This is a genomic window from Maritimimonas sp. 2210JD6-3 (assembly GCF_056591795.1).
This window is the reverse complement of the sequence record NZ_JBWQOJ010000002.1, coordinates 1-22,063: the sequence shown is the minus strand read 5'-3', so window position 1 is coordinate 22,063 and position 22,063 is coordinate 1. Positions and strand designations below refer to the sequence as shown.

25 protein-coding genes and 1 pseudogene are annotated in these 22,063 nt (G+C 32.1%); 9 read left to right on the top strand and 17 right to left on the bottom strand.

The genetic code is table 11. The features are described 5' to 3' along the window. Nucleotides 1–50: 50 nt before the first annotated feature. From AC1EUY_RS01550 to rsfS, 9 genes are all read right to left on the bottom strand, one after another. Complete coding sequence (locus AC1EUY_RS01550; RefSeq protein ID WP_480193740.1) at nt 51–218, bottom strand: hypothetical protein; 168 nt, start codon at nt 216–218, stop codon at nt 51–53. 132 nt (nt 219–350) lie between these two features. Beyond that, entirely contained in the window at nt 351–1,067 is a 717-nt protein-coding gene (locus tag AC1EUY_RS01545; protein WP_480193739.1) for a transposase, read from the bottom strand. A 366-nt stretch (nt 1,068–1,433) separates the two neighbouring features. Continuing rightward, complete coding sequence (locus AC1EUY_RS01540; RefSeq protein ID WP_480193738.1) at nt 1,434–2,039, bottom strand: YceI family protein; 606 nt, start codon at nt 2,037–2,039, stop codon at nt 1,434–1,436. Between the two features lie 22 nt (nt 2,040–2,061). Beyond that, nucleotides 2,062–2,334, bottom strand: coding sequence for an acyl-CoA-binding protein (locus tag AC1EUY_RS01535; protein ID WP_480193737.1), 273 nt, complete (start codon nt 2,332–2,334; stop codon nt 2,062–2,064). A gap of 20 nt (nt 2,335–2,354) precedes the next feature. Continuing rightward, on the bottom strand, nt 2,355–3,008 hold the full coding sequence (locus tag AC1EUY_RS01530) for a phosphatidylserine decarboxylase family protein (RefSeq protein WP_480193736.1): 654 nt from the start codon (nt 3,006–3,008) through the stop codon (nt 2,355–2,357). Then, nucleotides 3,008–3,808, bottom strand: a complete 801-nt coding sequence (locus AC1EUY_RS01525; RefSeq protein WP_480193735.1) for a phosphatidate cytidylyltransferase — start codon at nt 3,806–3,808, stop codon at nt 3,008–3,010. The genes AC1EUY_RS01530 and AC1EUY_RS01525 overlap by 1 nt, the downstream gene beginning before the upstream one ends. Nucleotides 3,809–3,811: 3 nt before the next feature. After that, a complete protein-coding gene (locus AC1EUY_RS01520) occupies nt 3,812–4,408 on the bottom strand; it encodes an LUD domain-containing protein (RefSeq protein WP_480193734.1) in 597 nt (198 codons plus the stop codon). A 46-nt stretch (nt 4,409–4,454) separates the two neighbouring features. After that, complete coding sequence (gene ftsH / locus AC1EUY_RS01515; RefSeq protein ID WP_480193733.1) at nt 4,455–6,479, bottom strand: ATP-dependent zinc metalloprotease FtsH; 2,025 nt, start codon at nt 6,477–6,479, stop codon at nt 4,455–4,457. A 29-nt stretch (nt 6,480–6,508) separates the two neighbouring features. After that, nucleotides 6,509–6,880 (bottom strand): ribosome silencing factor, encoded by a 372-nt coding sequence (gene rsfS, locus AC1EUY_RS01510; protein WP_480193732.1) that lies wholly within the window; start codon nt 6,878–6,880, stop codon nt 6,509–6,511. A gap of 75 nt (nt 6,881–6,955) precedes the next feature. Here rsfS and AC1EUY_RS01505 point away from each other — a divergent pair, with 75 nt between their 5' ends. Next, the gene (locus AC1EUY_RS01505; RefSeq protein ID WP_480193731.1) at nt 6,956–7,684 is read left to right on the top strand and encodes a biotin--[acetyl-CoA-carboxylase] ligase; all 729 of its coding nucleotides are present in this window, start codon (nt 6,956–6,958) and stop codon (nt 7,682–7,684) included. Here AC1EUY_RS01505 and AC1EUY_RS01500 read toward each other — a convergent pair. Both AC1EUY_RS01500 and pyrE read right to left on the bottom strand, forming a co-directional pair. Further along, the gene (locus AC1EUY_RS01500) at nt 7,681–8,070 is read right to left on the bottom strand and encodes an STK_08120 family protein (protein WP_480193730.1); all 390 of its coding nucleotides are present in this window, start codon (nt 8,068–8,070) and stop codon (nt 7,681–7,683) included. The two genes, AC1EUY_RS01505 and AC1EUY_RS01500, sit on opposite strands and share 4 nt — an antisense overlap. A gap of 12 nt (nt 8,071–8,082) precedes the next feature. Then, entirely contained in the window at nt 8,083–8,721 is a 639-nt protein-coding gene (gene pyrE / locus AC1EUY_RS01495) for an orotate phosphoribosyltransferase (RefSeq protein WP_480193729.1), read from the bottom strand. A gap of 8 nt (nt 8,722–8,729) precedes the next feature. On the opposite strand from pyrE, the gene AC1EUY_RS01490 reads away from it, so the two are divergent. The 3 genes from AC1EUY_RS01490 (at nt 8,730) to AC1EUY_RS01480 (ending at nt 13,420) form a co-directional block, all read left to right on the top strand. Next, nucleotides 8,730–9,323 (top strand): NUDIX hydrolase, encoded by a 594-nt coding sequence (locus AC1EUY_RS01490; protein ID WP_480193728.1) that lies wholly within the window; start codon nt 8,730–8,732, stop codon nt 9,321–9,323. A 127-nt stretch (nt 9,324–9,450) separates the two neighbouring features. After that, a complete protein-coding gene (locus tag AC1EUY_RS01485) occupies nt 9,451–11,076 on the top strand; it encodes a SulP family inorganic anion transporter (protein ID WP_480193727.1) in 1,626 nt (541 codons plus the stop codon). 277 nt (nt 11,077–11,353) lie between these two features. Then, nucleotides 11,354–13,420, top strand: coding sequence for a lipocalin family protein (locus AC1EUY_RS01480; RefSeq protein WP_480193726.1), 2,067 nt, complete (start codon nt 11,354–11,356; stop codon nt 13,418–13,420). A 15-nt stretch (nt 13,421–13,435) separates the two neighbouring features. Here AC1EUY_RS01480 and coaD read toward each other — a convergent pair whose 3' ends face one another. The 3 genes from coaD to AC1EUY_RS01465 are packed head-to-tail and all read right to left on the bottom strand — an operon-like array spanning nt 13,436 to nt 15,296. Further along, nucleotides 13,436–13,894 (bottom strand): pantetheine-phosphate adenylyltransferase, encoded by a 459-nt coding sequence (gene coaD, locus AC1EUY_RS01475; protein WP_480193725.1) that lies wholly within the window; start codon nt 13,892–13,894, stop codon nt 13,436–13,438. Nucleotides 13,895–13,932: 38 nt separating this feature from the next. After that, entirely contained in the window at nt 13,933–14,292 is a 360-nt protein-coding gene (locus tag AC1EUY_RS01470; protein WP_480193724.1) for a four helix bundle protein, read from the bottom strand. 26 nt (nt 14,293–14,318) lie between these two features. Continuing rightward, nucleotides 14,319–15,296 (bottom strand): D-alanine--D-alanine ligase, encoded by a 978-nt coding sequence (locus tag AC1EUY_RS01465; protein WP_480193723.1) that lies wholly within the window; start codon nt 15,294–15,296, stop codon nt 14,319–14,321. 78 nt (nt 15,297–15,374) lie between these two features. On the opposite strand from AC1EUY_RS01465, the gene AC1EUY_RS01460 reads away from it, so the two are divergent. Both AC1EUY_RS01460 and AC1EUY_RS01455 read left to right on the top strand, forming a co-directional pair. Beyond that, nucleotides 15,375–15,944 carry a PASTA domain-containing protein gene (locus tag AC1EUY_RS01460; protein WP_480193722.1) on the top strand — a complete coding sequence of 190 codons (570 nt, stop codon included), beginning with the start codon at nt 15,375–15,377 and terminating at the stop codon, nt 15,942–15,944. Continuing rightward, nucleotides 15,941–16,966: an RluA family pseudouridine synthase gene (locus AC1EUY_RS01455; protein WP_480193721.1), complete on the top strand. Its 1,026-nt coding sequence runs from the start codon at nt 15,941–15,943 to the stop codon at nt 16,964–16,966. The genes AC1EUY_RS01460 and AC1EUY_RS01455 overlap by 4 nt, the downstream gene beginning before the upstream one ends. Nucleotides 16,967–17,110: 144 nt before the next feature. Here the strand turns inward: AC1EUY_RS01455 and larC are convergent, their stop codons facing one another. The 3 genes from larC to larE are packed head-to-tail and all read right to left on the bottom strand — an operon-like array spanning nt 17,111 to nt 19,790. Next, nucleotides 17,111–18,337, bottom strand: coding sequence for a nickel pincer cofactor biosynthesis protein LarC (gene larC / locus AC1EUY_RS01450; RefSeq protein ID WP_480193720.1), 1,227 nt, complete (start codon nt 18,335–18,337; stop codon nt 17,111–17,113). A gap of 2 nt (nt 18,338–18,339) precedes the next feature. Continuing rightward, the gene (gene larB, locus AC1EUY_RS01445; RefSeq protein WP_480193719.1) at nt 18,340–18,990 is read right to left on the bottom strand and encodes a nickel pincer cofactor biosynthesis protein LarB; all 651 of its coding nucleotides are present in this window, start codon (nt 18,988–18,990) and stop codon (nt 18,340–18,342) included. Beyond that, nucleotides 18,987–19,790, bottom strand: coding sequence for an ATP-dependent sacrificial sulfur transferase LarE (gene larE, locus AC1EUY_RS01440; RefSeq protein ID WP_480193718.1), 804 nt, complete (start codon nt 19,788–19,790; stop codon nt 18,987–18,989). The genes larB and larE overlap by 4 nt, the downstream gene beginning before the upstream one ends. Before the next feature lie 374 nt (nt 19,791–20,164). Here larE and AC1EUY_RS01435 point away from each other — a divergent pair. From AC1EUY_RS01435 to AC1EUY_RS01425, 3 genes and pseudogenes are all read left to right on the top strand, one after another. Further along, a pseudogene (locus AC1EUY_RS01435) lies at nt 20,165–20,683 on the top strand (RluA family pseudouridine synthase); the annotation flags it as partial. 395 nt (nt 20,684–21,078) lie between these two features. Beyond that, nucleotides 21,079–21,555 carry an Hsp20/alpha crystallin family protein gene (locus AC1EUY_RS01430; RefSeq protein ID WP_480193717.1) on the top strand — a complete coding sequence of 159 codons (477 nt, stop codon included), beginning with the start codon at nt 21,079–21,081 and terminating at the stop codon, nt 21,553–21,555. A 109-nt stretch (nt 21,556–21,664) separates the two neighbouring features. Continuing rightward, a partial coding sequence (locus AC1EUY_RS01425) for a hypothetical protein (RefSeq protein WP_480193716.1) occupies nt 21,665–22,063 on the top strand: 399 nt, incomplete at its 3' end.

Here is a 22,063-nt window from a genome sequence, read left to right as displayed (position 1 = left end):
AAAAGCTGCTTTACAGCCAGTCATGGTCGGAAGAAATTCTGGCCATTTTTTTATGTTTCAAAATGGTCTAAGTTTCCTTGAGAGTCTACAATAATCATAGCAATAGCTAAATTTCTAAGTTCCATTTTAAATCTTCTTTTAGCAGTTTTGTATCCTAATTTATTGGCTTGTTTATAGATTAAGATTAACATAGCAACAATTAAAGTCATGTATAGCATAACCTCTATTCCATTTTTATTTAATGATACAAGATGACTTACATTGAGTTCTTGTTTTATAAAACGAAAAAGACTTCAATATCCCAACGCCTTCTGTATGCTTAAGTGATTTCTTTAGCAGATAAATCAAAATCATTGGTAATAAACCAAAACTCTTTTTGGGTTTTCCGTTTTTGTTTTCGCTACAATTAAACGAAAAGGCGTTGCTACCAACTCTTCTCTGTAATGAATAGTTCCTTTTTTGTTGTGGATAGGTTTTCCTGTATAAAGATGTACTTTACTGTCTTTAACAAGGATTAATTCTCCTAAATCTAAATCTTGAGCTTGCTCAACTAAAGATTGTAGTTCTACATGTTTTCGGTTTTCTTTTGCTCTAACAATAAAAGTAACAGCATCATCAGTAAATGAGTTCATTATTCTTGTAGATTGAAGCCCTCTATCAATAACATAAGTATTTTGATGATGTATTTCTTGCTTTACATGATTCATTATAGTCTCGGGTAAAGCCATATCTTCGCTGGAATACTTTGCGCTAGTAAATACCTCTGAATGACAAGGTAACAAACCATCAAAAGCCATACTGTATTTAACAAATTTCTTTCCATTTTTATGGTCAATACCATTTAATAATTTGGCAGAAGCCTCACTGACCATAGAGCTATCTACATGGATTAAATGGTATTTTTCTTTATCCTTGTTAGGATAGGCATCGTGAAATTGCTGATAAATGCACTGGTATATTTGACGGAAGTAATCGAAATCGATCTTGGATAATCTTTCAGAGATAGAACTTCGTCTTATGGTTTCATATTTATCTAAATCAAAAAGTGTTTTTAAATAGATAATCATTAAAGGTATCCTCTATAAAGTGCGTTGGCTTAGTTTTTCATTCTCTACAATACCATAAAGTAACAAATAGAACATTTTTTTGCCATGAAGAACTTTGGTATAGTAATCTACTTTAGTGGTTAATGATAATTTGGACAAAAGCGTTTCTGGTATAACACTCAATAATTGACTTACTTGTAATTTTATGATCTTTAAATACCGACATAATATATTGATTATCAGATAACAAGATACTAAAATCATTTCACAAAAAAAGATAATAATCTGATAATCAATCAATTAAGCCATTGCTAGAACTATTTCATAAAATAAAAAAGTCGGAAGATTTTTTCTTCCGACCATGGCTGATGCTTAAAGCAGCTTTTTTTATTTCTTCTTAAGGTATATCGCGGCATCGATACCTACTTCACTCCAAGTCTTACTCACTAAATCTGGACCTTTATGAAGTTCAAAACATGCCTTATGAATTGATTCTAAAGCCGCTTGCGCTTGAAAATCCTCTACTATATCTAAGGTTCCTTGTAATTGCACAATCTGGTCACTTACCACATAGCTAATAGGTATATCTTTAGTTACTCCGTTCATTTTAAGCGTAAGAGTTCCTTTACTATCTTCACCGAGATTAAGAGTTCCAGTTAATGATGTAGTTGCATCCATTACGGCAAAGAACAAAGATTTAAGCTTACTATCGCGATCCTCATTTCCTGAAACTAAACTACTTACAGGGAGACTAAATTTAATACCGTTTAGAGCTTCTACAGCAGTGTTTGCCTCTTTATTATTTGAAATTTCTACGGTTTCGAATTTACCTTTAACAGCAATCTTATCGGTAGTCTTATACCCCGTCCAATTTACAGTAATGGTTTCGGCAACTACCGAGAATTTGGCAGGATCTTTTTTTACTTCTTTATTTTTTTTACAAGAGATGATTAAAAAGCTAAATAGCAACGCTATGTAAATAATTCTTTTCATTTAATTAAAATTTTATTATAAGTTAATCTATTTTTTGATTGGTAATTTGTTCAACTAATGCTATATACAATTTTTTAGCTTCTTCTCGATCAATATCACTTGCCTGCAACAGAGCATTTAGTTTAAATGCATTTCTCACTTCATTATCGCCAGAAGGCCTATTGTAATTTTCATCTTGTAATGCCTGTTTGTAATAAGCATAAAGTTTTAACATAATATCAGGTGGTAAATTCTCTTTAATAGAAGAAGAAATTTCATATGCTTTTTGAAATTTATTATTTAAATCTTCTGACATAGTCAAAGCTTTTTGTAGCTTTAAATTCTTTCTGCTATTACTGTTTTACCTCCTGTAGCCTTATCATTAAGAGCAACATTTATTTTCATATTCAAAGGTAGAAAAAGATCAACCCTTGATCCAAATTTAATAAATCCAGCATCAGCACCTTGTGCTGCGCTATCACCAACTCTTGCATAGTTTACAATACGTTTTGCAAGTGCTCCAGCAATTTGTCGGTATAAAATTTTTCCAACATTAGCATTCTCTACAACTATAGTAGTACGTTCATTATCTTCTGAAGCTTTAGGATGCCAAGCTACTAAATATTTACCAGGGTGATATTTGCTAAACATTACCTTTCCTGTTATAGGATATCTTGTAACATGAACATTTAAAGGAGACATAAAAATTGAAACCTGCCTACGTTTATCTTTAAAGTATTCTTTTTCTTCGACTTCTTCGATAACGACTACTTTTCCATCAACGGGTGCTATGATTTGATCTAAGTTCTCAACGGTTTCACGTTTCGGATTCCTAAAAAATTGTAGTATCAATACGAAAAATACAAGTACTACTAACATGAGTGTTGTATTTAACCAACCAATTGTCACAAATTTATCAATCAATAAAAAAAATAGTGCTGCTACTATGGTAGCTATCATGATAATTTTATATCCTTCTCTATGAAACATTACGAGACGTTAATTAAATGTAAATATACATAAACAAAAGGAGCGGCGAATATAATACTGTCTAATCTATCTAAAAATCCGCCATGACCAGGTATAAAATTACTACTGTCTTTTACACCAGCTTCTCTTTTAAATTTAGACTCAATGAGATCTCCTAATAATCCAAATGTAAATACTAATAAAGCAATAATAAACCAACTTGTTAATGATAATACGGTAATATATTTTGATAAAAAATACGCTGCTATAAGTCCTGCGACCAATCCGCCAATGGCACCTTCAACGGTTTTATTGGGTGATATTTTCTCATAAAGTTTTGTGCGACCTAATGTACGCCCTACCACATATGCGAATGTATCATTTGCCCAAATGAGGCCAAATACACTGATAATAATTTTAGGATGATAGCTATCATTAAAAAATGGAATACTCGTCATAAAAGAAAATGGTAAAGCAATATAAGCTATTGAAAGGAAAAAATGACCTATTTTACTTGAGGTGATACTAATTTTTGGTTTAAATAATTGATAAATAAATGGAAAAAATAAAGATATGATTAGAAAAAAATGCAGGTATTCGTAATTGACAAATTCAAAACTTGCAAAACGAAAATATATGAGTGTTGCAACAACATATACCCAATTGTAACGAAGACCTATGAGTCTTTTAAACTCGTAAAGAGAAATCATCATAAGTATATAAAATACTAAATAAAATGATTCTTTTGAATAGAATGCGGCAGCAACAATTACGGTTACATAGGCTAAGCCTGATAATGCTCTAATTAAGAGTTCTTTCATGTCTTAGAGATCTTCTAACAAAAGTAAATACAAATTTTTAGCATTTGCATTTCCAAAATTTAAAAAATCATCTTCTGCCTTACCGGGCATATAACTTTTTACGGAACTTATATTTGTAGGAAAATCGTGTACATAGTTTTTTCGTACGGCCATCAACGCTTCACTCGTAGATCGCACCAATTGGCTCGTTCTCGCGAGTACAATAAAGTTTTTAGGAAGTACAGATAATTTATGCTGGTTTACTTGGTTTGAAGAGAATAAAACACTACCGTTATCAGAAATAAGCTGCTCACATAAACTAAAGAATACCCCATTTGGTAGCATGCTTTCAGTATGTTTTTTATTAATTACAGTTAGTAATTTTTTGAGATCATTATCTAAACAACATACCTTGTCCCAATTATTTTCTTCAATTATATTTAAAAGATTCTGATTAACCTCTTCTAGAGAAGAACAGTATAAGAATTTACCTCCTTTTTTTATAAAGTTGTGTACAAAAATATCGTCAACTGACTGTGCAGTATCGAGTACCGCTGTCTGCGAGCCAGAAAAGTTAGCCTCCTCTCTAGTTGCGTTAAAAATTTTCTTGAATAGATTCATAATATAAATGTAGCGCTTCTACTCAAAAGTAAGAAAATAGGAAAAACTAGGCGAATTCTGTTGAAATCTCGCCCTCATTGTTTACATCTTTAGCAGTATTAGTATTTTTTGCTTCAGAAGTTTCAACATCATCAACTTTTTTTCTTTGCGCTAAAGGTTCTTTTTTAAACGGGCGTTTACCAAATATTCTTTCTAAATCATCACTAAAAATTACTTCTTTTTCAAGTAATAATTCAGCAAGCTCTGTAAGCTTATCTTTATGTTTATTTAAAATATCGATTGCTCTTACATATTGTGTCTCAATAATAGCTGAAATTTCTTTATCTATTAATTGTGCTGTTTCTTCACTGTAAGGCTTTGAGAAATTATAATCACTTTGCCCGCTTGAATCGTAGTACGTAATGTTTCCTAACTTTTCACTTAATCCATACACGGCAACCATAGCACGCGCTTGTTTCGTAATTTTTTCTAAATCACTAAGAGCACCTGTAGATATTTTATTAAAAATTATTTTTTCAGCAGCTCTACCCCCTAAAGTAGCGCACATTTCATCTTGCATTTGCTCAGTTCTAACAATCATGCGCTCTTCAGGTAAATACCATGCGGCACCTAATGATTGTCCTCTAGGTACGATGGTAACTTTTACTAAGGGAGCGGCATGTTCTAACATCCAACTTACAGTAGCGTGACCCGCTTCATGATAAGCAATCGTTTCTTTCTCTTTTTGTGTGATGATTTTATTTTTCTTTTCTAAACCGCCAACAATTCTATCAACAGCATCTAAGAAATCTTGATGTGTAACAGCTTTGTGGTTGTTTCTGGCAGCGTTTAAAGCAGCTTCATTACATACATTGGCTATGTCTGCACCCGAAAACCCTGGAGTTTGTTTTGCAAGAAAATCTACATCAACACTTTTGTCGAGTTTTAGAGGTTTTACATGTACTTCAAATATTTCTTTACGCTCATTCATATCAGGTAGGTCAACATATATCTGTCTATCAAATCTACCTGCACGCATTAAGGCTTTATCTAATACATCTGCTCGGTTGGTTGCCGCTAATACAATTACATTGGTATCAGTACCAAAACCATCCATCTCTGTTAGTAATTGATTTAAGGTGTTTTCACGCTCATCATTACCACCAGTAATATTATTTCTTCCTCTTGCTCTACCAATAGCATCTATTTCATCGATGAAAATAATAGATGGCGATTTTTGCGCAGCTTGTTTAAAAAGGTCTCGAACACGTGAAGCACCCACACCTACAAACATTTCAACGAAATCAGAACCAGATAATGAAAAGAAAGGTACTTTTGCTTCTCCAGCAACGGCCTTTGCTAATAAGGTTTTACCAGTTCCTGGAGGACCAACTAGTAGCGCACCTTTCGGAATTTTTCCACCTAACCGAGTGTATTTTTCAGGATTTTTTAGAAAATCAACAATTTCTTGTACTTCTTCTTTTGCTCCTTCTAATCCTGCAACATCTTTAAAAGATGTTTGCACTTTTTGATCTTGATCAAAAAGCTTTGCTTTAGACTTACCAATATTGAATATTTGTCCGCCAGGTCCGCCACCACCGCCAGCTCCAGACATACGGCGCATGATGAAAATCCAAATTGCAATAATAAATATGAACGGTAACCATACAAAAAGACCATCCCAGATATTGGTTTGTTTTATATTATCTCGGTCAAAATCTAAGTTGTTCTCAGATTTATACGTTTTTAATTCATTTTCAAAATTTTGCAAATCACCAAAATCATACGTATAAAGAGGTCCGCTACTATTAAGTAAACCAGTAGATTTAGATTTATGCTTTTCTTTCGATAAAGCATCTTTTTTTATAAAAACTTGGGCAAAATCATCATTTACAACAACAATTTTTTTAATATCATTTTCTTGAAGAATGGTTTTAAATTCATTATCAGATAATTTATTAGCACCCATACTGGCACTACTAAAAAACTGATATCCAATTATTAAGGCGAATAAAATGCCATACACCCAATAGAAATTAAATTTAAATTTAAACTCCTTAAAAGGTTTATTATCTTTATTTTCTTTGCTCATCTATCTTTGTCTAATTATAAAATGTTGGATTAATAAGTGGTTTGAATTGAAGTAGTTTTAGCATCGCCCCAAAGGCTTTCAATGTCATAAAACTCTCTAACTTGCTTTTGAAAAATATGTACCACCACATTAACGTAATCTATCAATATCCATTCAGCATTTGCCTCACCTTCTACATGCCAAGGTTTATCTTTTAAAGCTTTGCTTACTGTTTTTTGAACGGATCCTGATATTGCATTAACTTGTGTATTAGAATTACCTTCACAAATCACAAAATACTCGCATACTGTATTTTCAATATCTCTTAGGTCTAAAATTGTTATTTCACTACCTTTAACTTGTTCTATTCCTTTTATAATCTCAGTTATTAACTGATCTGAACTCGTTTTTTTCTGCGTCATTAAAATTCTTTAAGCTTACCTACAAAGGTATTATATTTTATCGTTAATGAAATGTTATATTTGTATAAATATACTATGAAATTAGTCAAACTTGATGCCATTAATTCTACGAATGATTTTTTAAAAGAATTAGCGAAAGATGCTTCTGTAGCTAATCTTACGGTCGTGGTTGCCGAAAAGCAAACTTCGGGTAGAGGTCAGATTGAAAATAAATGGCAATCTGAACCAGGTAAAAACCTGACATTTAGTGTTCTGTGTAAATTTAAGGAATTTGACGTTTCGAAATCTTTCTTTTTAAATTGTGTTGTTTCGCTTGCAGTATTTGATACGTTATATGAGTATATTCCAGAAAAGCTTACAGTTAAGTGGCCAAACGACATTATGTCAGCTTCAAAAAAACTAGTAGGGATATTAATTGAAAATACTGTCATTAATACGCATATTTTGCGTTCCGTTATAGGTATTGGATTAAATGTTAATCAGGAAAATTTTCACAATTTACCTAAGGCTACTTCTTTGAAAAAAATTTTAGAGCGCGAGATTGATAAGGATAAACTTCTTCATGCCATTATTGAAAACTTAAAAAAGTATCTCAACTATATAGAACTAAAAGCTTTTGATCAAATAAAGGCTACTTATGAAGCTAACTTATATAAAATAAATGTACCCTCAATGTTTGAAGATACATTTAAAAATAAGTTTATGGGTAGGATTCAAGGTATTAACGATACGGGCAAATTAGTAGTTGCTTTAGAAAATGAAACTATTAAGACCTTTGATCTTAAAGAAATAAAATTTATTTAGAGCGCTGCAATATTTTCACTCAATGTTCCAATAAATTTCTTCAAAGGGCTCTTAACCATCATCGCCATCATTGCATTAAATTTACCATCAAAAACGAGTTGCACTTCACTAGAGTTTTCATCTATTTCTTCAATATGTCCAGTCAAGGTAAAGGGCAATTTATCACTAGCGGCCCCTAGAATAACTGTACTATTGGGTACTAATTCTTTAATTTTTAATTTGATCTCTGGCATGCCTTTTAAAGCAAAGACAAATCCGTTTTCACGCGTTTCAAACTTATCAATATTTTCTGGCATAATTTTTTCGAAATTAGCTGGGTCAGCAAGAAATTCATACATTTCTTTACCAGATTTATGAGCGGTAACAGTTGGGCTTTCTAAATTCATTCTTTTGTTTAATTATTGCCACGTATTTGGGCTTTTGCGCCATTCTTGTAGCGTTTGTAATTCTTTAGTATTTATATAATTTGTTTCAATTGCTTGTTCTAGTAAATGTTCGTAATCACTCAAAGTTAATAGTTCTACATTAGATTTTTCAAAATTTTCTTTGGCAAAATCAAATCCATACGAAAAAATTGCGATCATTCCTTTTACAGTTGCATTTTCCTCTTGCAACGCTTTCACAGCATTTAAACTACTTTTACCTGTGCTAATTAGATCTTCAACTACTACTACATTTTGGCCATTTTCTAAATGACCTTCAACTTGATTTTTACGACCATGCTTTTTAGGTTCTGGTCTTACATATACAAAAGGTACGCCAAGTTCTTGGGCTACTAAAACACCTATAGCAATAGCACCAGTAGCTACCCCAGCAATAACATCAGGTTTTCCAAATTTTTCTAAAATGATTTTTGCTAAATTTTCTCGTAAAAAATTGCGTATATCTACAAAAGATAAGGTAGTTCTATTGTCACAATAAATGGGTGATTTCCAGCCTGAAGCCCATGTAAATGGTTCGTTTGGTTTAAGTTTTATTGCTTTAATTTTTAAAAGCAATTCGGCAGTTTTTTTTGCCGTATTTTTGTCTAAAATCATATACACAAATGTATACAATTTTTATAAACGATTCTGTAATTTATTTGACCGAAAGATGTTTAAATGCAAAGGATATAGCATGCAAAGAATATTCAAGCGATAATTTTTCTGAGATTGCAGAACACTTTCTATTAAATAATAATCGCAAAATTTGTTACTACCATAATAACCTAGACTTTTTATGGGAAAGCTTTCAATCAAATTTTAAACACATCGAAGCTGCTGGCGGATTAGTCTTTAATGAAAAACATGAGACACTATGGATCTATAGACATGATAAATGGGATTTGCCAAAAGGAAAGGTTGATAAAGGTGAGCTAATCAATGAAGCTGCAATAAGAGAAGTAAAAGAAGAATGTGGTTTAGATCAGGTTAAGTTATACGATTTATTATTAGAAACATACCATGTATATAAATACAAAGAGAAATTAATATTAAAAACTTCGTATTGGTATAAAATGTATGCGAGCTCTGATGAGCTATTGAAACCTCAGTTAGAAGAAGGTATCACGAAAGTAGTATGGATGAAGAGTGGTAACTTAAATAAAATACGAAGCAACACTTATGGAAACATTAAGCTCCTAAGTGAGTTTGTTATTTAAAATATAGTGATAAAAAATTTATCTTATAATACCTGTTTTTTAAGTATCCTTCATACTATAATAGTAGAGAAGAAAAGGTTTATAAGACTAATAATTATGTACCTTTGCCGACTTAAATTTTAAGATGATGACCGAATTCATTCGAAAGCGTACAGCCAATGCTAAAAATGATATTTTAAGTGGATTAACCGTGGCACTCGCCCTGGTGCCAGAAGCCGTTGCTTTTGCTTTTGTTGCGGGTGTAGATCCTTTAGTTGGTTTATATGCTGCTTTTATGATCGGATTGATCACTGCTATTTTTGGAGGTCGCCCCGGTATGATTTCAGGAGCTACAGGAGCGTTGGCCGTTGTGATGGTCTCGTTGGTATCTGAAGGTAATACGATGGGAGTAGAAGGAGAGAATTTAGGACTCTATTATCTTTTTGCTACCGTGATTTTAATGGGTATCATACAAATGTTAGCGGGCGTTTTAAAGCTTGGTAAATTTGTACGATTGATTCCACATCCAGTTATGATGGGTTTTGTAAATGGTTTGGCGATCGTAATATTTCTCTCGCAACTTGGCATGTTCAAAGAAACGGTGAATGGTGAAAAAGTTTGGATGCAAGGAATGAGTCTTTGGACAATGATCGGTTTAGTTGGTCTTACCATGGCAATCATGTGGGGACTACCTAAGCTCACTAAAAAATTACCAGAAGCCTTGATAGCTATTTTAGTAGTATCTGGTATTGCTATTTTTGGCAATTTAGAGGTAGCTACGGTTGGTAGTTTTATTCGCGAAGGAGGAGGTGAAGGGTTAAAAGGAGGTTTACCAGTTTTTCAATCAGAAATATTTAGTAAAGTTCCCTTTACATGGGAAACCTTGCGATTTATAGGTCCTTATGCCTTAATTTTAGCGGCAATCGGTTTAATAGAATCGCTGATGACGTTAAATTTGGTTGACGAACTTACAGAAACGCGCGGAAACTCAAATAGAGAATGCCTTGCGCAAGGCGGGGCCAACATCGTTACCGGTTTGTTTGGAGGTATGGGTGGTTGTGCAATGATTGGTCAATCAATTATTAATATAAAAGGGGGCGGAAGAGGACGACTTTCTGGAATTTTTGCAGCCTTGATGTTACTTGTATTTATTTTGTTTGCTTCTGGCTTAATCGAGCGTATACCGATTGCAGCATTGGTCGGTGTCATGTTTATGGTTGTGATTGGTACGTTCGCGTGGTCAAGCTTTAGAATTATGAATAAGATTCCGGTTTCAGATTTAATTGTTCTAATCGCTGTTTCTGGCTTAACTGTAATATTTGATTTAGCAATTGCTGTTATTGCGGGCGTTATAATTTCGGCATTAGTGTTTTCTTGGGAAAACGCGAAACGTATTCGTGCTCGTAAACGTATCAAAGAAGATGGTACGAAAGTATATGAAATTTGGGGTCCGTTATTTTTTGGAAGCATTTCTTCCTTTAATGAAAAGTTCGATGTTAAAAATGATCCTCAGAATGTAGAAATTGATTTTATAGAAAGTCGTGTTTCTGATCATTCTGCGCTCGAGGCATTATTTAATTTGGTTGAAAAATATCAAAGTGCTGGTAAAAATATCAAACTAAAACATCTTAGTGAAGACTGTAAAGCCTTAATGTACAAAGCAAGTACTAAATTTCATGGTGTGATTGTAGAGGCTATAGATGACCCGCGATATCATCTTGCTGAAAATCCTGAAAAATTTCCTAAATCGTTGTCTGAGTATGACATTCTTTAATCGAAAAGAATTTCCTGCATGCTTGCATCGGGGTATCCGTTGAAATTGTCATTCCCGTGAAAACGAGAATCTAAATAATAGGATTTCGGTTTTTGACCCTGAGGTCAAAATGAAACTGGCGAAATACCCCTATGGCTTGCCCTGGGGATAGTTGGTTTCAAGAAATTCTTTATTTGATTTAAAAACTTTTTTTAAATTCATAGCAAATTTTAAAGAAGACGTTAAAACTTACGTTTTAAACCCAAAGAAGCTTATTAACCGTAAAGCTACAGCTGTTATGACTGATTTTTCGAGTAAATTCTATTTCATTTATTGTTTGACCTTTATAGTGCTTTTTGTTGGTTGCTCTAGCGATGATGGTAGTTCAATTGATGAAGATGACTTTTATAGTAATGCATTGAGTAATGTTGATGAAGGTTTGTTGAAACAGTACTGGTCTATCACTAATGTGGCTTTTGAAGGGGAGACATTTCCGGTTTCTGTTGAGTATTTAGATTGCGGCAGGGATTTCTTTATTTTTAACGATGAGGGGAAATATATAGAATACCTTTTTACAAGCTCAGACTGCAGCTTCTCATCACAACAACTGAATTGGTCTGTCAGTAATGGTGTTATTACACTACGAAATAATGCAGGACAAACCGACGAAATGGTAGTTACTAATTTGAATTCAAGTAGACTTACGTTTAAAGTACGATTAGATGTTGATGAAGATGGTATACCAGATGTTGTCACCATCAATGCTAATGCGTACCAACCTCGTGACTTTGATCGTTATTCGTCAACTTTTTTTAATGTCTATGATAATCCATTAGTAGAAATCAAATTTGAGTGGTTAGCTTATGATGGTTTTGAAGGTTTTGATCGTTATGAGATATATCGAAGTGACTCAGATTGCACGAAGGATAATGCACAATTGATTGAAACGATCACGCAAGTTGGTACAAATACATTTACTGATCTTACACCTCCTCCAAAAGAAGAGCTATGCTACTTTTTAAGAATTTACAATCAGAATGGTCTTTTGGGAGAAAGTGAATTGGTCGGTTTTTCTACTTCTCAGCTAGAGGTTCCTGGCATCAATCAAAAGCAACCAACAATAAATGGAAACACTATATTGTTTAGTTGGGATTCTTTTAGCGGTAATTATTTTGATCGTTATGAAATAACTGTTAGTAATCAAGATCCTGGTATTACAGGTTATGGTGATCAGGAATATGTTGTTGCCAGTATTGAAGACATTACGGTTACTAATTTTACCGTAGATGAGATTCCATACATTGAGAATCCTACCTACACAGTATATGCCTACACTATTTTTGGACAAAGAAGTTATGCAGAAATAGGCACTACAACAAGCGCTTGGACAGTACCTGTTAAAAGAGATGAAATTATAGATTTAGAGGCTATAGAGTCCTTTGCGATTTCAAATACCGAACCTATAATTTATTTTTACGGACATACTAATAATACCTACGCAATTCATCGTTATAACTATGAAACGAATATAACAGAGGCGATTTCTAATAGAGATTTAAATACGTTGACTTCAGCACCTGTAAAAATCATAACGTCGACTAATGGCACAGAGATAACTATTGAACAGGGTAGTGAACTGTTATTTTTTACAGAAGATCTTAATTACAAATATAGCATTACACATGGTACCCTACCTAGCTTTGATGATTATGAATACTTAGGGAATAATATATGGGTATTTATTGCCAATAATAGAGTGTATTCTTTTTCAAGAAATGTTTCAACGTTAACCGAGATAGTACAAACAGAACTATACAATAATGCACCAACTTACACAGGATATCGAATGGTGAGCGTTGATGGTGGAGTTCTCATTGGGCATCATCAAGAGACCACTTCTATTTTCGTAAATTTAGACGAAAACGGTGAACTTATCGCTACATCTGAACTAGCTATTCCTTTTACTTCTGATTTTTTAGATCCAGCTATTTTTAATGAAAGAGAGCAAATTTTGGTAAACCCCTCTTCTAATGCAATTTACGATGTTAAAAATGCCGTACTGGTTGGTCAATTTCAATTTCCTCAATTCCCTACTGGCTTAAGTGTAGATGCGACTAAGGTATGGGGTACAAATAATGATCCGAATTGGTCAGTAGGAACGACAAGTGCACACAAGAAAGAAGCAATAGATTACAATAGAAGTTCAGAAATTTTCAGTACCTATACTACCTTAGGATATTCACATGCTGTTTTTGAGAATTATCTTGGTAAAACTTATTCTATATCTAGCGGATTTAAGCGGGAAAGGTTGCGAAGTCCATTAAACGATCGAAATGATATTTTTATAGAATTAATTTCAAATTAGGTATATTTATCTTGATTATTGTATCCTTACACTTGTTGGAACTAATTTTGTATAGTCACCGTTATTACGAATCACATCGCGCACAATCGATGATGAGATATACGAGGTGCTAGCTGCTGTTAATAAGAAAACGGTTTCTATAGGGGCTAAATCGCGATTGGTGTGAGCAATCGCTTTTTCAAATTCAAAATCGGCAGGATTTCGTAAACCACGTAAAATGAAATCAACATTAATTTCTTTACAAAAATCTACCGTGAGTCCTTTATACGTAACAACGGTAACTTTTGGTTCATCTTTAAATGCTTTTTCAATAAATTGTTTACGTTCTTCGAGGGAAAACATGTATTTTTTATCGGCATTTATCCCTATAGCAACAATTACTTCATCAAATAATTGTACACCGCGCTTTATAATATCGTAGTGTCCTAAGGTTATCGGATCAAAAGATCCAGGAAAAATTGCTTTTTTCTTCATATTGATTCAAGATTATTTAGAAACAAGAAACATGACAATTAATCATCTAACTTATCAATAAAATTTGAGATTTTCTGCTGTAGTTTTTTAATTCTAATTTCTAATTCTTCAAACTCTTGTTGAGCAATGAAATTTAAGTTTCTACAAATAATTATTTGTGTTTCCCATTCAAAAGCTGATCCTAAACTGTCTTCTAAAAACTTAACAAAATGTTTGTTGGTTCTTTTGCTCGTTCCTTCAGCAATATTTGATGCAATTGAAACAGAAGATCTATTAAGCTGACTTCTTAGGCCAAATTCTTCATAGTTAGGTAATTTTGATGTAAATTCATAATTCTTAGTTATCAATTCAATACTTTCTTGCCAGATATGTAATTTTTTGAAATTATGCCTTTTCATAGTCTTGATTCCTGTTTCAAAAAATCTTAATTCCTAAGAAGTGCCTGCTCAATCGCATTTTCAAATAAATCGTGCAATGATATTCCTGCGTGTGCTGCTTGTTGCGGTAATAAACTAGCTTCTGTTAAACCGGGTACCGTATTTATTTCTAAGAAATACGGTTCATCACCTATAAATATATACTCTGCCCTCGAAAATCCACTCAAGTTTAAAATAGTATACACCTTTTTAGCGACATAATTTAAATTACTTAGTTGTTTTTCAGAGATTCTGGCTGGCGTTATTTCTTTTGAAGCTCCTAAGTACTTCGCTTCATAATCAAAAAAATCATTTTCAGAGACGATTTCTGTAGGAGCCAATACTTTTGTCTTGTCTTTGTAGTTGATAACGCCAATTGAAACTTCGGTACCATCTAAAAAAGACTCAATTAAAATTTCATGATCTTCCGTGAAAGCTTTATCAAGAGCCTTCTGTAAGTTCTCTTTTTTGTATACTTTACTGATACCGAAACTAGAACCAGCATTATTTGGTTTGACAAAACATGGCAAACCAACTTTATCGATAATCTTATTTTCTTCAATCACATCACCCTTATCTAAATATACCGAAGCAGCTGTTTTTATACCATACTGTTTTACAACACTTAACGTGTCACGTTTATTAAATGTTAATGCCATTTGATAGAAAGGAGCCGAAGTATGTTTTAATTGTATAAGATCAAAATAAGCTAGAATAACGCCATCTTCACCTGGATGCCCATGTATGGCATTAAAAACACAGTCGAATTTTATAGTAGTATCGTCAATAATACACGAAAAATCATGCTTATTAATGGGATACTCTTCATCATTTACAACGACCGCCCATTTATCTTTTAAGATATGTACTTTAAAAATAGTGTATTTTTTTTTATCAAGATGTTGGTAAACGACTTCTCCACTTTTAATAGAAATGCCATACTCGCTAGAGTAGCCTCCCATGATAATGGCTATATTTTTCTTCAATGTACTACTAGATTAAAGTATAAAAATACATTTTTTATTGTTTTTTAACTAAGTTTGTCTTTGCAAAATGAAAATCAAATGCAACTACTACAGTATCTAAAAAGTAAACAATTCTTACGTACTATAATCATTATAGTTTTGAGTTTGATTATAGGTTTCTTTCTATTGACTAGATTTTTAAATTTTAGCACAAATCACAATCAGAAAATTGAAGTGCCAGATTTAGCAAAGCTTTCATTAGATGAGGCTAATACTAAATTAGAAACTTTAGAACTATCCTATAAAATTTTAGATTCTGCAACTTTCAACCCTGATTTCCCTCCAAAATCAGTGTTAGAGCAAAACCCAGAAGCGGGAGACTTTGTAAAAGAAGGGCGAAAAATATACTTAACCTTAAATGCTTCTAATTACCGAAAAGTTGCTATTCCTGATGTTTTTGGTAAGACCAAAAGACAAGTAGTAACGCATTTAACTTCTATAGGTTTTCGAATCGGCTCATCTTCTTATATACCAGATATTGGTCGCGATGTAGTTCGCGAACTAAAATTTAATGGGAAAAAACTTTCTAAAGGAGATATGATACCCAAAAATTCTAAAATAGATTTGGTTTTAGGAGATGGTAAATTAGGTAGCGATGATGACGAATGAGCAATGAACCGTTAGAAATAGAACAAGATGACCTTTTTGAGCATTTTAAATTTACAGCTGCCGAAGGTCAAGAGCCTCTACGTGTAGATAAATTTTTAATGAATTTTATTGAGAATGCCACTCGAAATAAAATTCAACAAGCTGTCAAAGCAGGCAATGTTCTAGTTAATGAAAAAGCTGTTAAAGCCAATTATAAAGTTAAGCCTAATGATATTGTAAGAGTAGTTTTAGCACATCCTCCACATGAAAATTTATTAGTTGCTGAAGCTATTCCAATTGATATTGTTTTTGAAGATGATGAAGTAATCGTTGTTAATAAACCAGCAGGCATGGTAGTGCACCCTGGTCATGGAAATTACAGCGGCACTTTAGTAAACGGACTCATTCATCATATTGAAAATTTACCAAAAAATTCTAATGAGCGCCCTGGGTTAGTACATAGAATCGATAAAGATACGAGTGGACTTTTAGTTGTAGCAAAAACTGAATACGCCATGGCACATTTAGCCAAGCAATTTTTTGATAGGACGACAGCTAGAAAATACTTAGCATTGGTTTGGGGTAATGTAGCAGAAGATGAAGGTACTATTACTGGCAACATTGGTAGAAGTTTTAAAAATCGTCTTCAGATGGATGTCTTCCCAGAAGGTGAACATGGCAAGCATGCAGTTACACATTACAAAGTGATTGAGCGTTTTAGTTATGTTACATTAGTTCAATGCAAGTTAGAAACGGGTAGAACGCATCAAATACGAGCGCATTTTAAGCATATTGGTCATACGCTGTTTAATGACGAGCGCTATGGAGGTAATAAAATCTTAAAAGGAACTACGTTTAGTAAATACAAGCAGTTCGTAGATAATTGTTTTAAAATACTGCCACGGCAAGCATTACATGCCAAAACGTTAGGTTTTGAACACCCAATTTCAAAAAAGTGGTTAGAATTTGATTCTGAACTACCTGAAGATATGAAAGATGCGTTAGAGAAATGGCGTAATTATACTGTAAATCAGAAAAACTAATTATTACTATTTATTAAAGTATTTTAACTTACTCATTCATTATTAAAAAAATTATGCATGTATTGAGATATAATTGGTGTTGCATTTATAATTTTAATATTTAGTACCATAATAAATGGAAGTTTTTATATGAGTAAAAGAGAATTATTGATTTAGATTTATTTTGTTTTTAATTTGATAAGGTGATAGGGCTGACTCTTTGCTAATATTTTTGATATCATCAAATTCAGGTTTGATTTTTATACTTCCTGATGATGTAATAGCTTCTTTAAAAGTCAAGTTCCCATAAACTGTTTGTTTTTTTATGAGTTTTCTGGGTAATTCTATGCGTTCAATATTAAAAAATCTAACTCCAATAGTGCTTGTGTTCTCAAATAGATATTTTGATACTTTGTCTAAAGATTCTTTTTTAAGAATAATTTTAAGTATAAATCCAAATCGTCCTTTTTTCATGACTTCTTGTGATATGCTAAAGTCAAGAGCACCTATGTTCAATAATTCCTGTTGAAAATCGATACCTAAATATTCTGGAGACATGTCGTCAATAGAGGTTTCCATTTGAACATATTCTTCTGGATCGATTTTAACTTTATCTTTTTTCAACAGTGATATTCTTACTACATTTGGACGATGGAAATCTAATTTTCCTGGGCCGTAAGCTATTTTCTTAAATATGCAGCTTTTTGAGTTTGTAAACTCTGGGTCTAAATATTTTAGAATAGCTGCACCTGTTGGTGTTGTTTTTTCTCCTTTTTCTTTACCAGAATAAATTGGCATATCTTTTAATATTTCGAGTGTCGCTGGAGCAGGTACAGGCAAGATACCGTGTTGTGTTTCTACCATGCCAAATCCGGTACATACAGAAGTACATAGTGTTTTAGAGATATTTAATTTATCTATTAAAACTGCATTGCCAATAATGTCAATAATAGAATCTACACCGCTAATTTCATGAAAATGAATCTTATCTATTGGTATATTATGTATCTTAGATTCTGCGTTACCAATTATTAAAAAAATTTCACGTGCTATGTCTTTAGCATTTTTACTAATGTGAGCATTTTCAATAATTTTTTGGATATCTTTTAAATACCTTGTATTACCATGGTTATGAGAATGATTATGTTTATGATTTTGAGAATGATTTTTGTTTAGATCAGATTCAATAGTTTTATTTAGGTCAATAACTTCAACGTATTTACAACTAATACCATTTTTATTAACTTTTTCTATTATAATTTCAGCTTCAGTTAGATTGATTTTTCGAGGTAAGTTACTAAGTATATTATAGTCACCTAACAGTTCGCAAAATGCACTTAAAAACATATTTCCAGATAAACCTGAGAAAGCTTCAATGTAGATTGTATTCATAACTACTTTAAATTTAATATTCTGAAGGCACACATTGCAGCGCCATACCCATTATCTATATTAGTCACTGAAATACCATTAGCGCAACTGGTAAGCATAGCATTTAATGCAGTTTCACCATTTTTTGCAGTACCATATCCAACAGATGTTGGTACAGCAATTATGGGTTGAGGTAACAAACCGCCAACTAACGTTGGTAAAGCACCTTCAAAACCTGCAACCACAATTAAAATATCAAATGTTTTTAACTCATCTATTCTTTCTAATAATCTGTGTACCCCAGCAACTCCAACATCGTGAATAATCTTAGCATTTATACCCATATATGCAAGTGTATAAAAGGCCTCATTAACCACACCAATGTCTGAACTTCCACCTGAAACAATACATACGTTAGGATTGGTATGATTAGTGTCTATTTGGTTTAATGTGAAAATTTGTGAATCTTCATCATAAAAAGCATTTTTAAAAGTATTTAATAAAAATTTTGCTTTGTCTTTTTGAAGTTTTGTAACAAGAACATTTTCCCCTCTTTTAGTATATTCATTAAGTAATTTATTGAGTAAAGAAATACTTTTTGAAGCCCCAAAAATAACTTCATCAAAGCCTAAGCGTTCTTTTCTAGAAGAATCTATATTGAAATTATTAGTCATATTAGTACACGATTTAATTTACCAGACACAAATCCTTCATGATCAATAATAACGTCACTGAAACCAAGCATTTTAACACCTTTCGAGATTTCTTGAAATTGTCTCTTGAGATTCTCTACTTCATAACTTGGTACTTCAATAGATGCTACATTTTCTCTATATCTAACACGAACTTGATTAAAACCAAAACTATTTAATAGATATTCAGCATTTTCAATTCGTTTTAATCGCTCATTATTTACAGTAACCCCATAAGGTATTCTAGAGCTTAAGCAAGGACTTGGAGGTTTATTGGCTACCTTTAGATCTAATAATTTAGCCATCTCAATAACTTCTTTTTTGTTAATTTTAAGTTCTGCCAGAGGTGATTTAATTTGATGAATTTTAGCAGCTTTTAATCCAGGTCTATAATCTCCTAAATCGTCAAAATTAGTGCCATTGAGAATGGTATATTCAGGGTATTTTTTTTTTACTATATCTAACATGTCTTTATATAGGTGATTTTTACAAAAAAAACATCTGTTAGTAGGATTAGAAGTGTAGTTTAGATCATTTAGTTCATTTGTCTTAATTATTTCTAAAGATATATTATGATCTTGACAAAATGAAAAAGCAATTTCAAAGTCCTTGCGCTTTAGACTTTCAGAATTAGAAATAAGCCCTATTGCGTTTTCCTTTAAAACTAATTTTGAAATATATAAAACCAAAGAAGAATCTACGCCTCCAGAAAAGGCAGTAATCGTTCCACGATGATTTTTAAACCAGTTTTTAAGTAAGCTTAACTTTGTAGATATAGGCATAAAAACTATGATTTCTAAAGATGAGATATGCTTATATTCTAACACATATCTGTATAAGCAAAGTTCGAATAAATTAAGTTAAGAAGCAAGCTAAATAATTTTGTCAACAAATATTGATCTTAGAATTATTTATAGATTAACATTTCTTAATATTAATCTTACTTTTTATAGAGTGGAAGAATTTAATATAAATAACTATCTCACTTACCAAATAGATAGATTGAAGTTAAACCGACTTTAGTACAATTTGTATAATTTTTTTAAAATCAAATAAGGAGCTAGAGAAAATGCAAATAAAATTTTGATGTTTATCAGTATTTCTGGTCTTTAGGTTTGATGATTTTTATCTTGATTTAGAGTATATAATAAAATGTCTGACCAAGCGGTTTTTTGATAGGACGACAGCTAGAAAATACTTAGCATTGGTTTGGGGTAATGTAGCAGAAAATGAAGGTACTATTACGGGCAACATTGGTAGAAGTTTTAAAAATAGCCTTTAGATGGATGTATTTCTAGATGGTGAACACGGCAAGCAAGCAGTTACACATTACAAAGTGATTGAGCGTTTTAGTTATGTTACATTGGTTCAATGTAAATTAGAAACGGGTAGAACGCATCAAATACGAGCGCATTTTAAGCATATTGGTCATACGCTGTTTAATGACGAGCGCTATGGAGGAGATAAGATTTTAAAAGGAACTACGTTTAGTAAATACAAACAGTTCGTAGATAATTGTTTTAAAATACTGCCACGGCAAGCATTACATGCTAAAACGTTAGGTTTTGAACACCTAATTACAAAAAAGTGGCTAGAATTTGATTCTGAAATCCCTAATGATATGAGTGCTTGTTTAGAGAAATGGCGTAGTTATACTGTAAATCAGAAAGTATAAATTTAGTAAGGTACTTACTTTGTTGTCAATTTGTTTAGCATATAATCATCTACCGTGAGCTTTTCACTATAGAAATAGACGTTGACTATCTACCTAAGGGCTCGTTAAAAAAGGTAATACTAAACTAGGTGTACTTAAGTTTATAATTTGATACTGTAAGTATTATCAGTCAACATTTCATTTTTTTTATTCAAAAATTCAAATGTCAATTTGACATTAATTTTAGAAATCGGGTAATAGTAATTCTGAAAATTTGACATTTACATCTCTTAATTTCAGCTAACTGTAAGACAAAGATATGCTTTTATTCATTTTGGTATTTTATTTGTTCTTTTAAAAATGAAATTAGTAAAGATTTCGAATTTTAAATAATGTATAACTTAAATTTTTAAATTATGAGCAATTTAGCAAGTGTTCCTAAAAACGGAAGTTTAACAAGTACAAATTCAAATGTTAGCTTTCCAAGTTGGTCAAATTGGTTAGATGATATATTTAATAGAGATCTACCAGCAGTTTTCACCTCAAATTTCAATACTGGAATAACCTTACCAAAAGTAAATATTAAAGAAAATGCTGATTCCTACATGGTCGAAATGGCCGTACCAGGTTTAAAAAAATCAGATTTCCAAATTGACCTTGACAATCAAGTTTTGTCTATCTCTTCAAATACAACAGAAGAAGACGAACAACAGCAAGAAAATTACACGCGTCGAGAGTTTGGATACTCTTCATTTAAAAGAACTTTTAGTTTACCTGAGACCGTAGATGAAGCTAAAATTAAAGCAAGTTATAATGAAGGTATTTTAAGTATTCATTTGCCAAAGAAAGAAGAGGCCAAGCAAAAGCCCTCTAGAACAATTAAGATTTCATAACTACAGTTAAACTTTAATAAAAATATTGAGATGAGACTATTTCTCAGTCTCATCTCAAATTATAAGTTATTATTGCTTTCGAGTCTGATGTTAAATTAAAATTTGAAAAATGAAAAAGTATATTTTAGTATTGATAGCGGTTCTTTTTTGCATTAGTTGTAAAGGGCAGAAAAATGACCTTGAAAAACAAAAAACAAAAGAAAACAAGAAAAAAGCAATTGAGCAACCAGAAGGTTCTTGGAGTGTTAATAAAGAATTTGACGAAAGAGGAAACTTAATTAGGTATGATAGTGTTTATTCTTGGTCATCTAGTGATAAATTTGATAATCTGTCTACCATAGATAGAGATAGTTTAATACAGTCTTTTAAATCAAGATTCTTTACTAACTATTCAGCATTTGAAGAAGAAGAGTTTAAAGATGTTTTTTCAAAAGATTCACTTTTTAGCAAACATTTTTTTAATGATAATTTTTTTGATAGCGATTTTGGAAAAGACTTTATAGGTATT

Coding starts and splice junctions, on each gene's coding strand:
- AC1EUY_RS01430 (WP_480193717.1), top strand. CDS start 21,079: ATGAGCAATTTAGCAAGTGTTCCTAAAAACGGAAGTTTAACAAGTACA.
- larC (WP_480193720.1), bottom strand. CDS start 18,337: ATGAATACAATCTACATTGAAGCTTTCTCAGGTTTATCTGGAAATATG.
- AC1EUY_RS01460 (WP_480193722.1), top strand. CDS start 15,375: ATGCAACTACTACAGTATCTAAAAAGTAAACAATTCTTACGTACTATA.
- AC1EUY_RS01550 (WP_480193740.1), bottom strand. CDS start 218: ATGCTATACATGACTTTAATTGTTGCTATGTTAATCTTAATCTATAAA.
- AC1EUY_RS01530 (WP_480193736.1), bottom strand. CDS start 3,008: ATGTTTCATAGAGAAGGATATAAAATTATCATGATAGCTACCATAGTA.
- AC1EUY_RS01505 (WP_480193731.1), top strand. CDS start 6,956: ATGAAATTAGTCAAACTTGATGCCATTAATTCTACGAATGATTTTTTA.
- AC1EUY_RS01455 (WP_480193721.1), top strand. CDS start 15,941: ATGAGCAATGAACCGTTAGAAATAGAACAAGATGACCTTTTTGAGCAT.
- coaD (WP_480193725.1), bottom strand. CDS start 13,894: ATGAAGAAAAAAGCAATTTTTCCTGGATCTTTTGATCCGATAACCTTA.
- AC1EUY_RS01520 (WP_480193734.1), bottom strand. CDS start 4,408: ATGAATCTATTCAAGAAAATTTTTAACGCAACTAGAGAGGAGGCTAAC.
- pyrE (WP_480193729.1), bottom strand. CDS start 8,721: ATGATTTTAGACAAAAATACGGCAAAAAAAACTGCCGAATTGCTTTTA.
- rsfS (WP_480193732.1), bottom strand. CDS start 6,880: ATGACGCAGAAAAAAACGAGTTCAGATCAGTTAATAACTGAGATTATA.
- AC1EUY_RS01485 (WP_480193727.1), top strand. CDS start 9,451: ATGACCGAATTCATTCGAAAGCGTACAGCCAATGCTAAAAATGATATT.
- AC1EUY_RS01490 (WP_480193728.1), top strand. CDS start 8,730: ATGTATACAATTTTTATAAACGATTCTGTAATTTATTTGACCGAAAGA.
- AC1EUY_RS01540 (WP_480193738.1), bottom strand. CDS start 2,039: ATGAAAAGAATTATTTACATAGCGTTGCTATTTAGCTTTTTAATCATC.
- AC1EUY_RS01525 (WP_480193735.1), bottom strand. CDS start 3,808: ATGAAAGAACTCTTAATTAGAGCATTATCAGGCTTAGCCTATGTAACC.
- AC1EUY_RS01500 (WP_480193730.1), bottom strand. CDS start 8,070: ATGAATTTAGAAAGCCCAACTGTTACCGCTCATAAATCTGGTAAAGAA.
- ftsH (WP_480193733.1), bottom strand. CDS start 6,479: ATGAGCAAAGAAAATAAAGATAATAAACCTTTTAAGGAGTTTAAATTT.
- larB (WP_480193719.1), bottom strand. CDS start 18,990: ATGACTAATAATTTCAATATAGATTCTTCTAGAAAAGAACGCTTAGGC.
- AC1EUY_RS01480 (WP_480193726.1), top strand. CDS start 11,354: ATGACTGATTTTTCGAGTAAATTCTATTTCATTTATTGTTTGACCTTT.
- AC1EUY_RS01470 (WP_480193724.1), bottom strand. CDS start 14,292: ATGAAAAGGCATAATTTCAAAAAATTACATATCTGGCAAGAAAGTATT.
- AC1EUY_RS01545 (WP_480193739.1), bottom strand. CDS start 1,067: ATGATTATCTATTTAAAAACACTTTTTGATTTAGATAAATATGAAACC.
- larE (WP_480193718.1), bottom strand. CDS start 19,790: ATGCCTATATCTACAAAGTTAAGCTTACTTAAAAACTGGTTTAAAAAT.
- AC1EUY_RS01535 (WP_480193737.1), bottom strand. CDS start 2,334: ATGTCAGAAGATTTAAATAATAAATTTCAAAAAGCATATGAAATTTCT.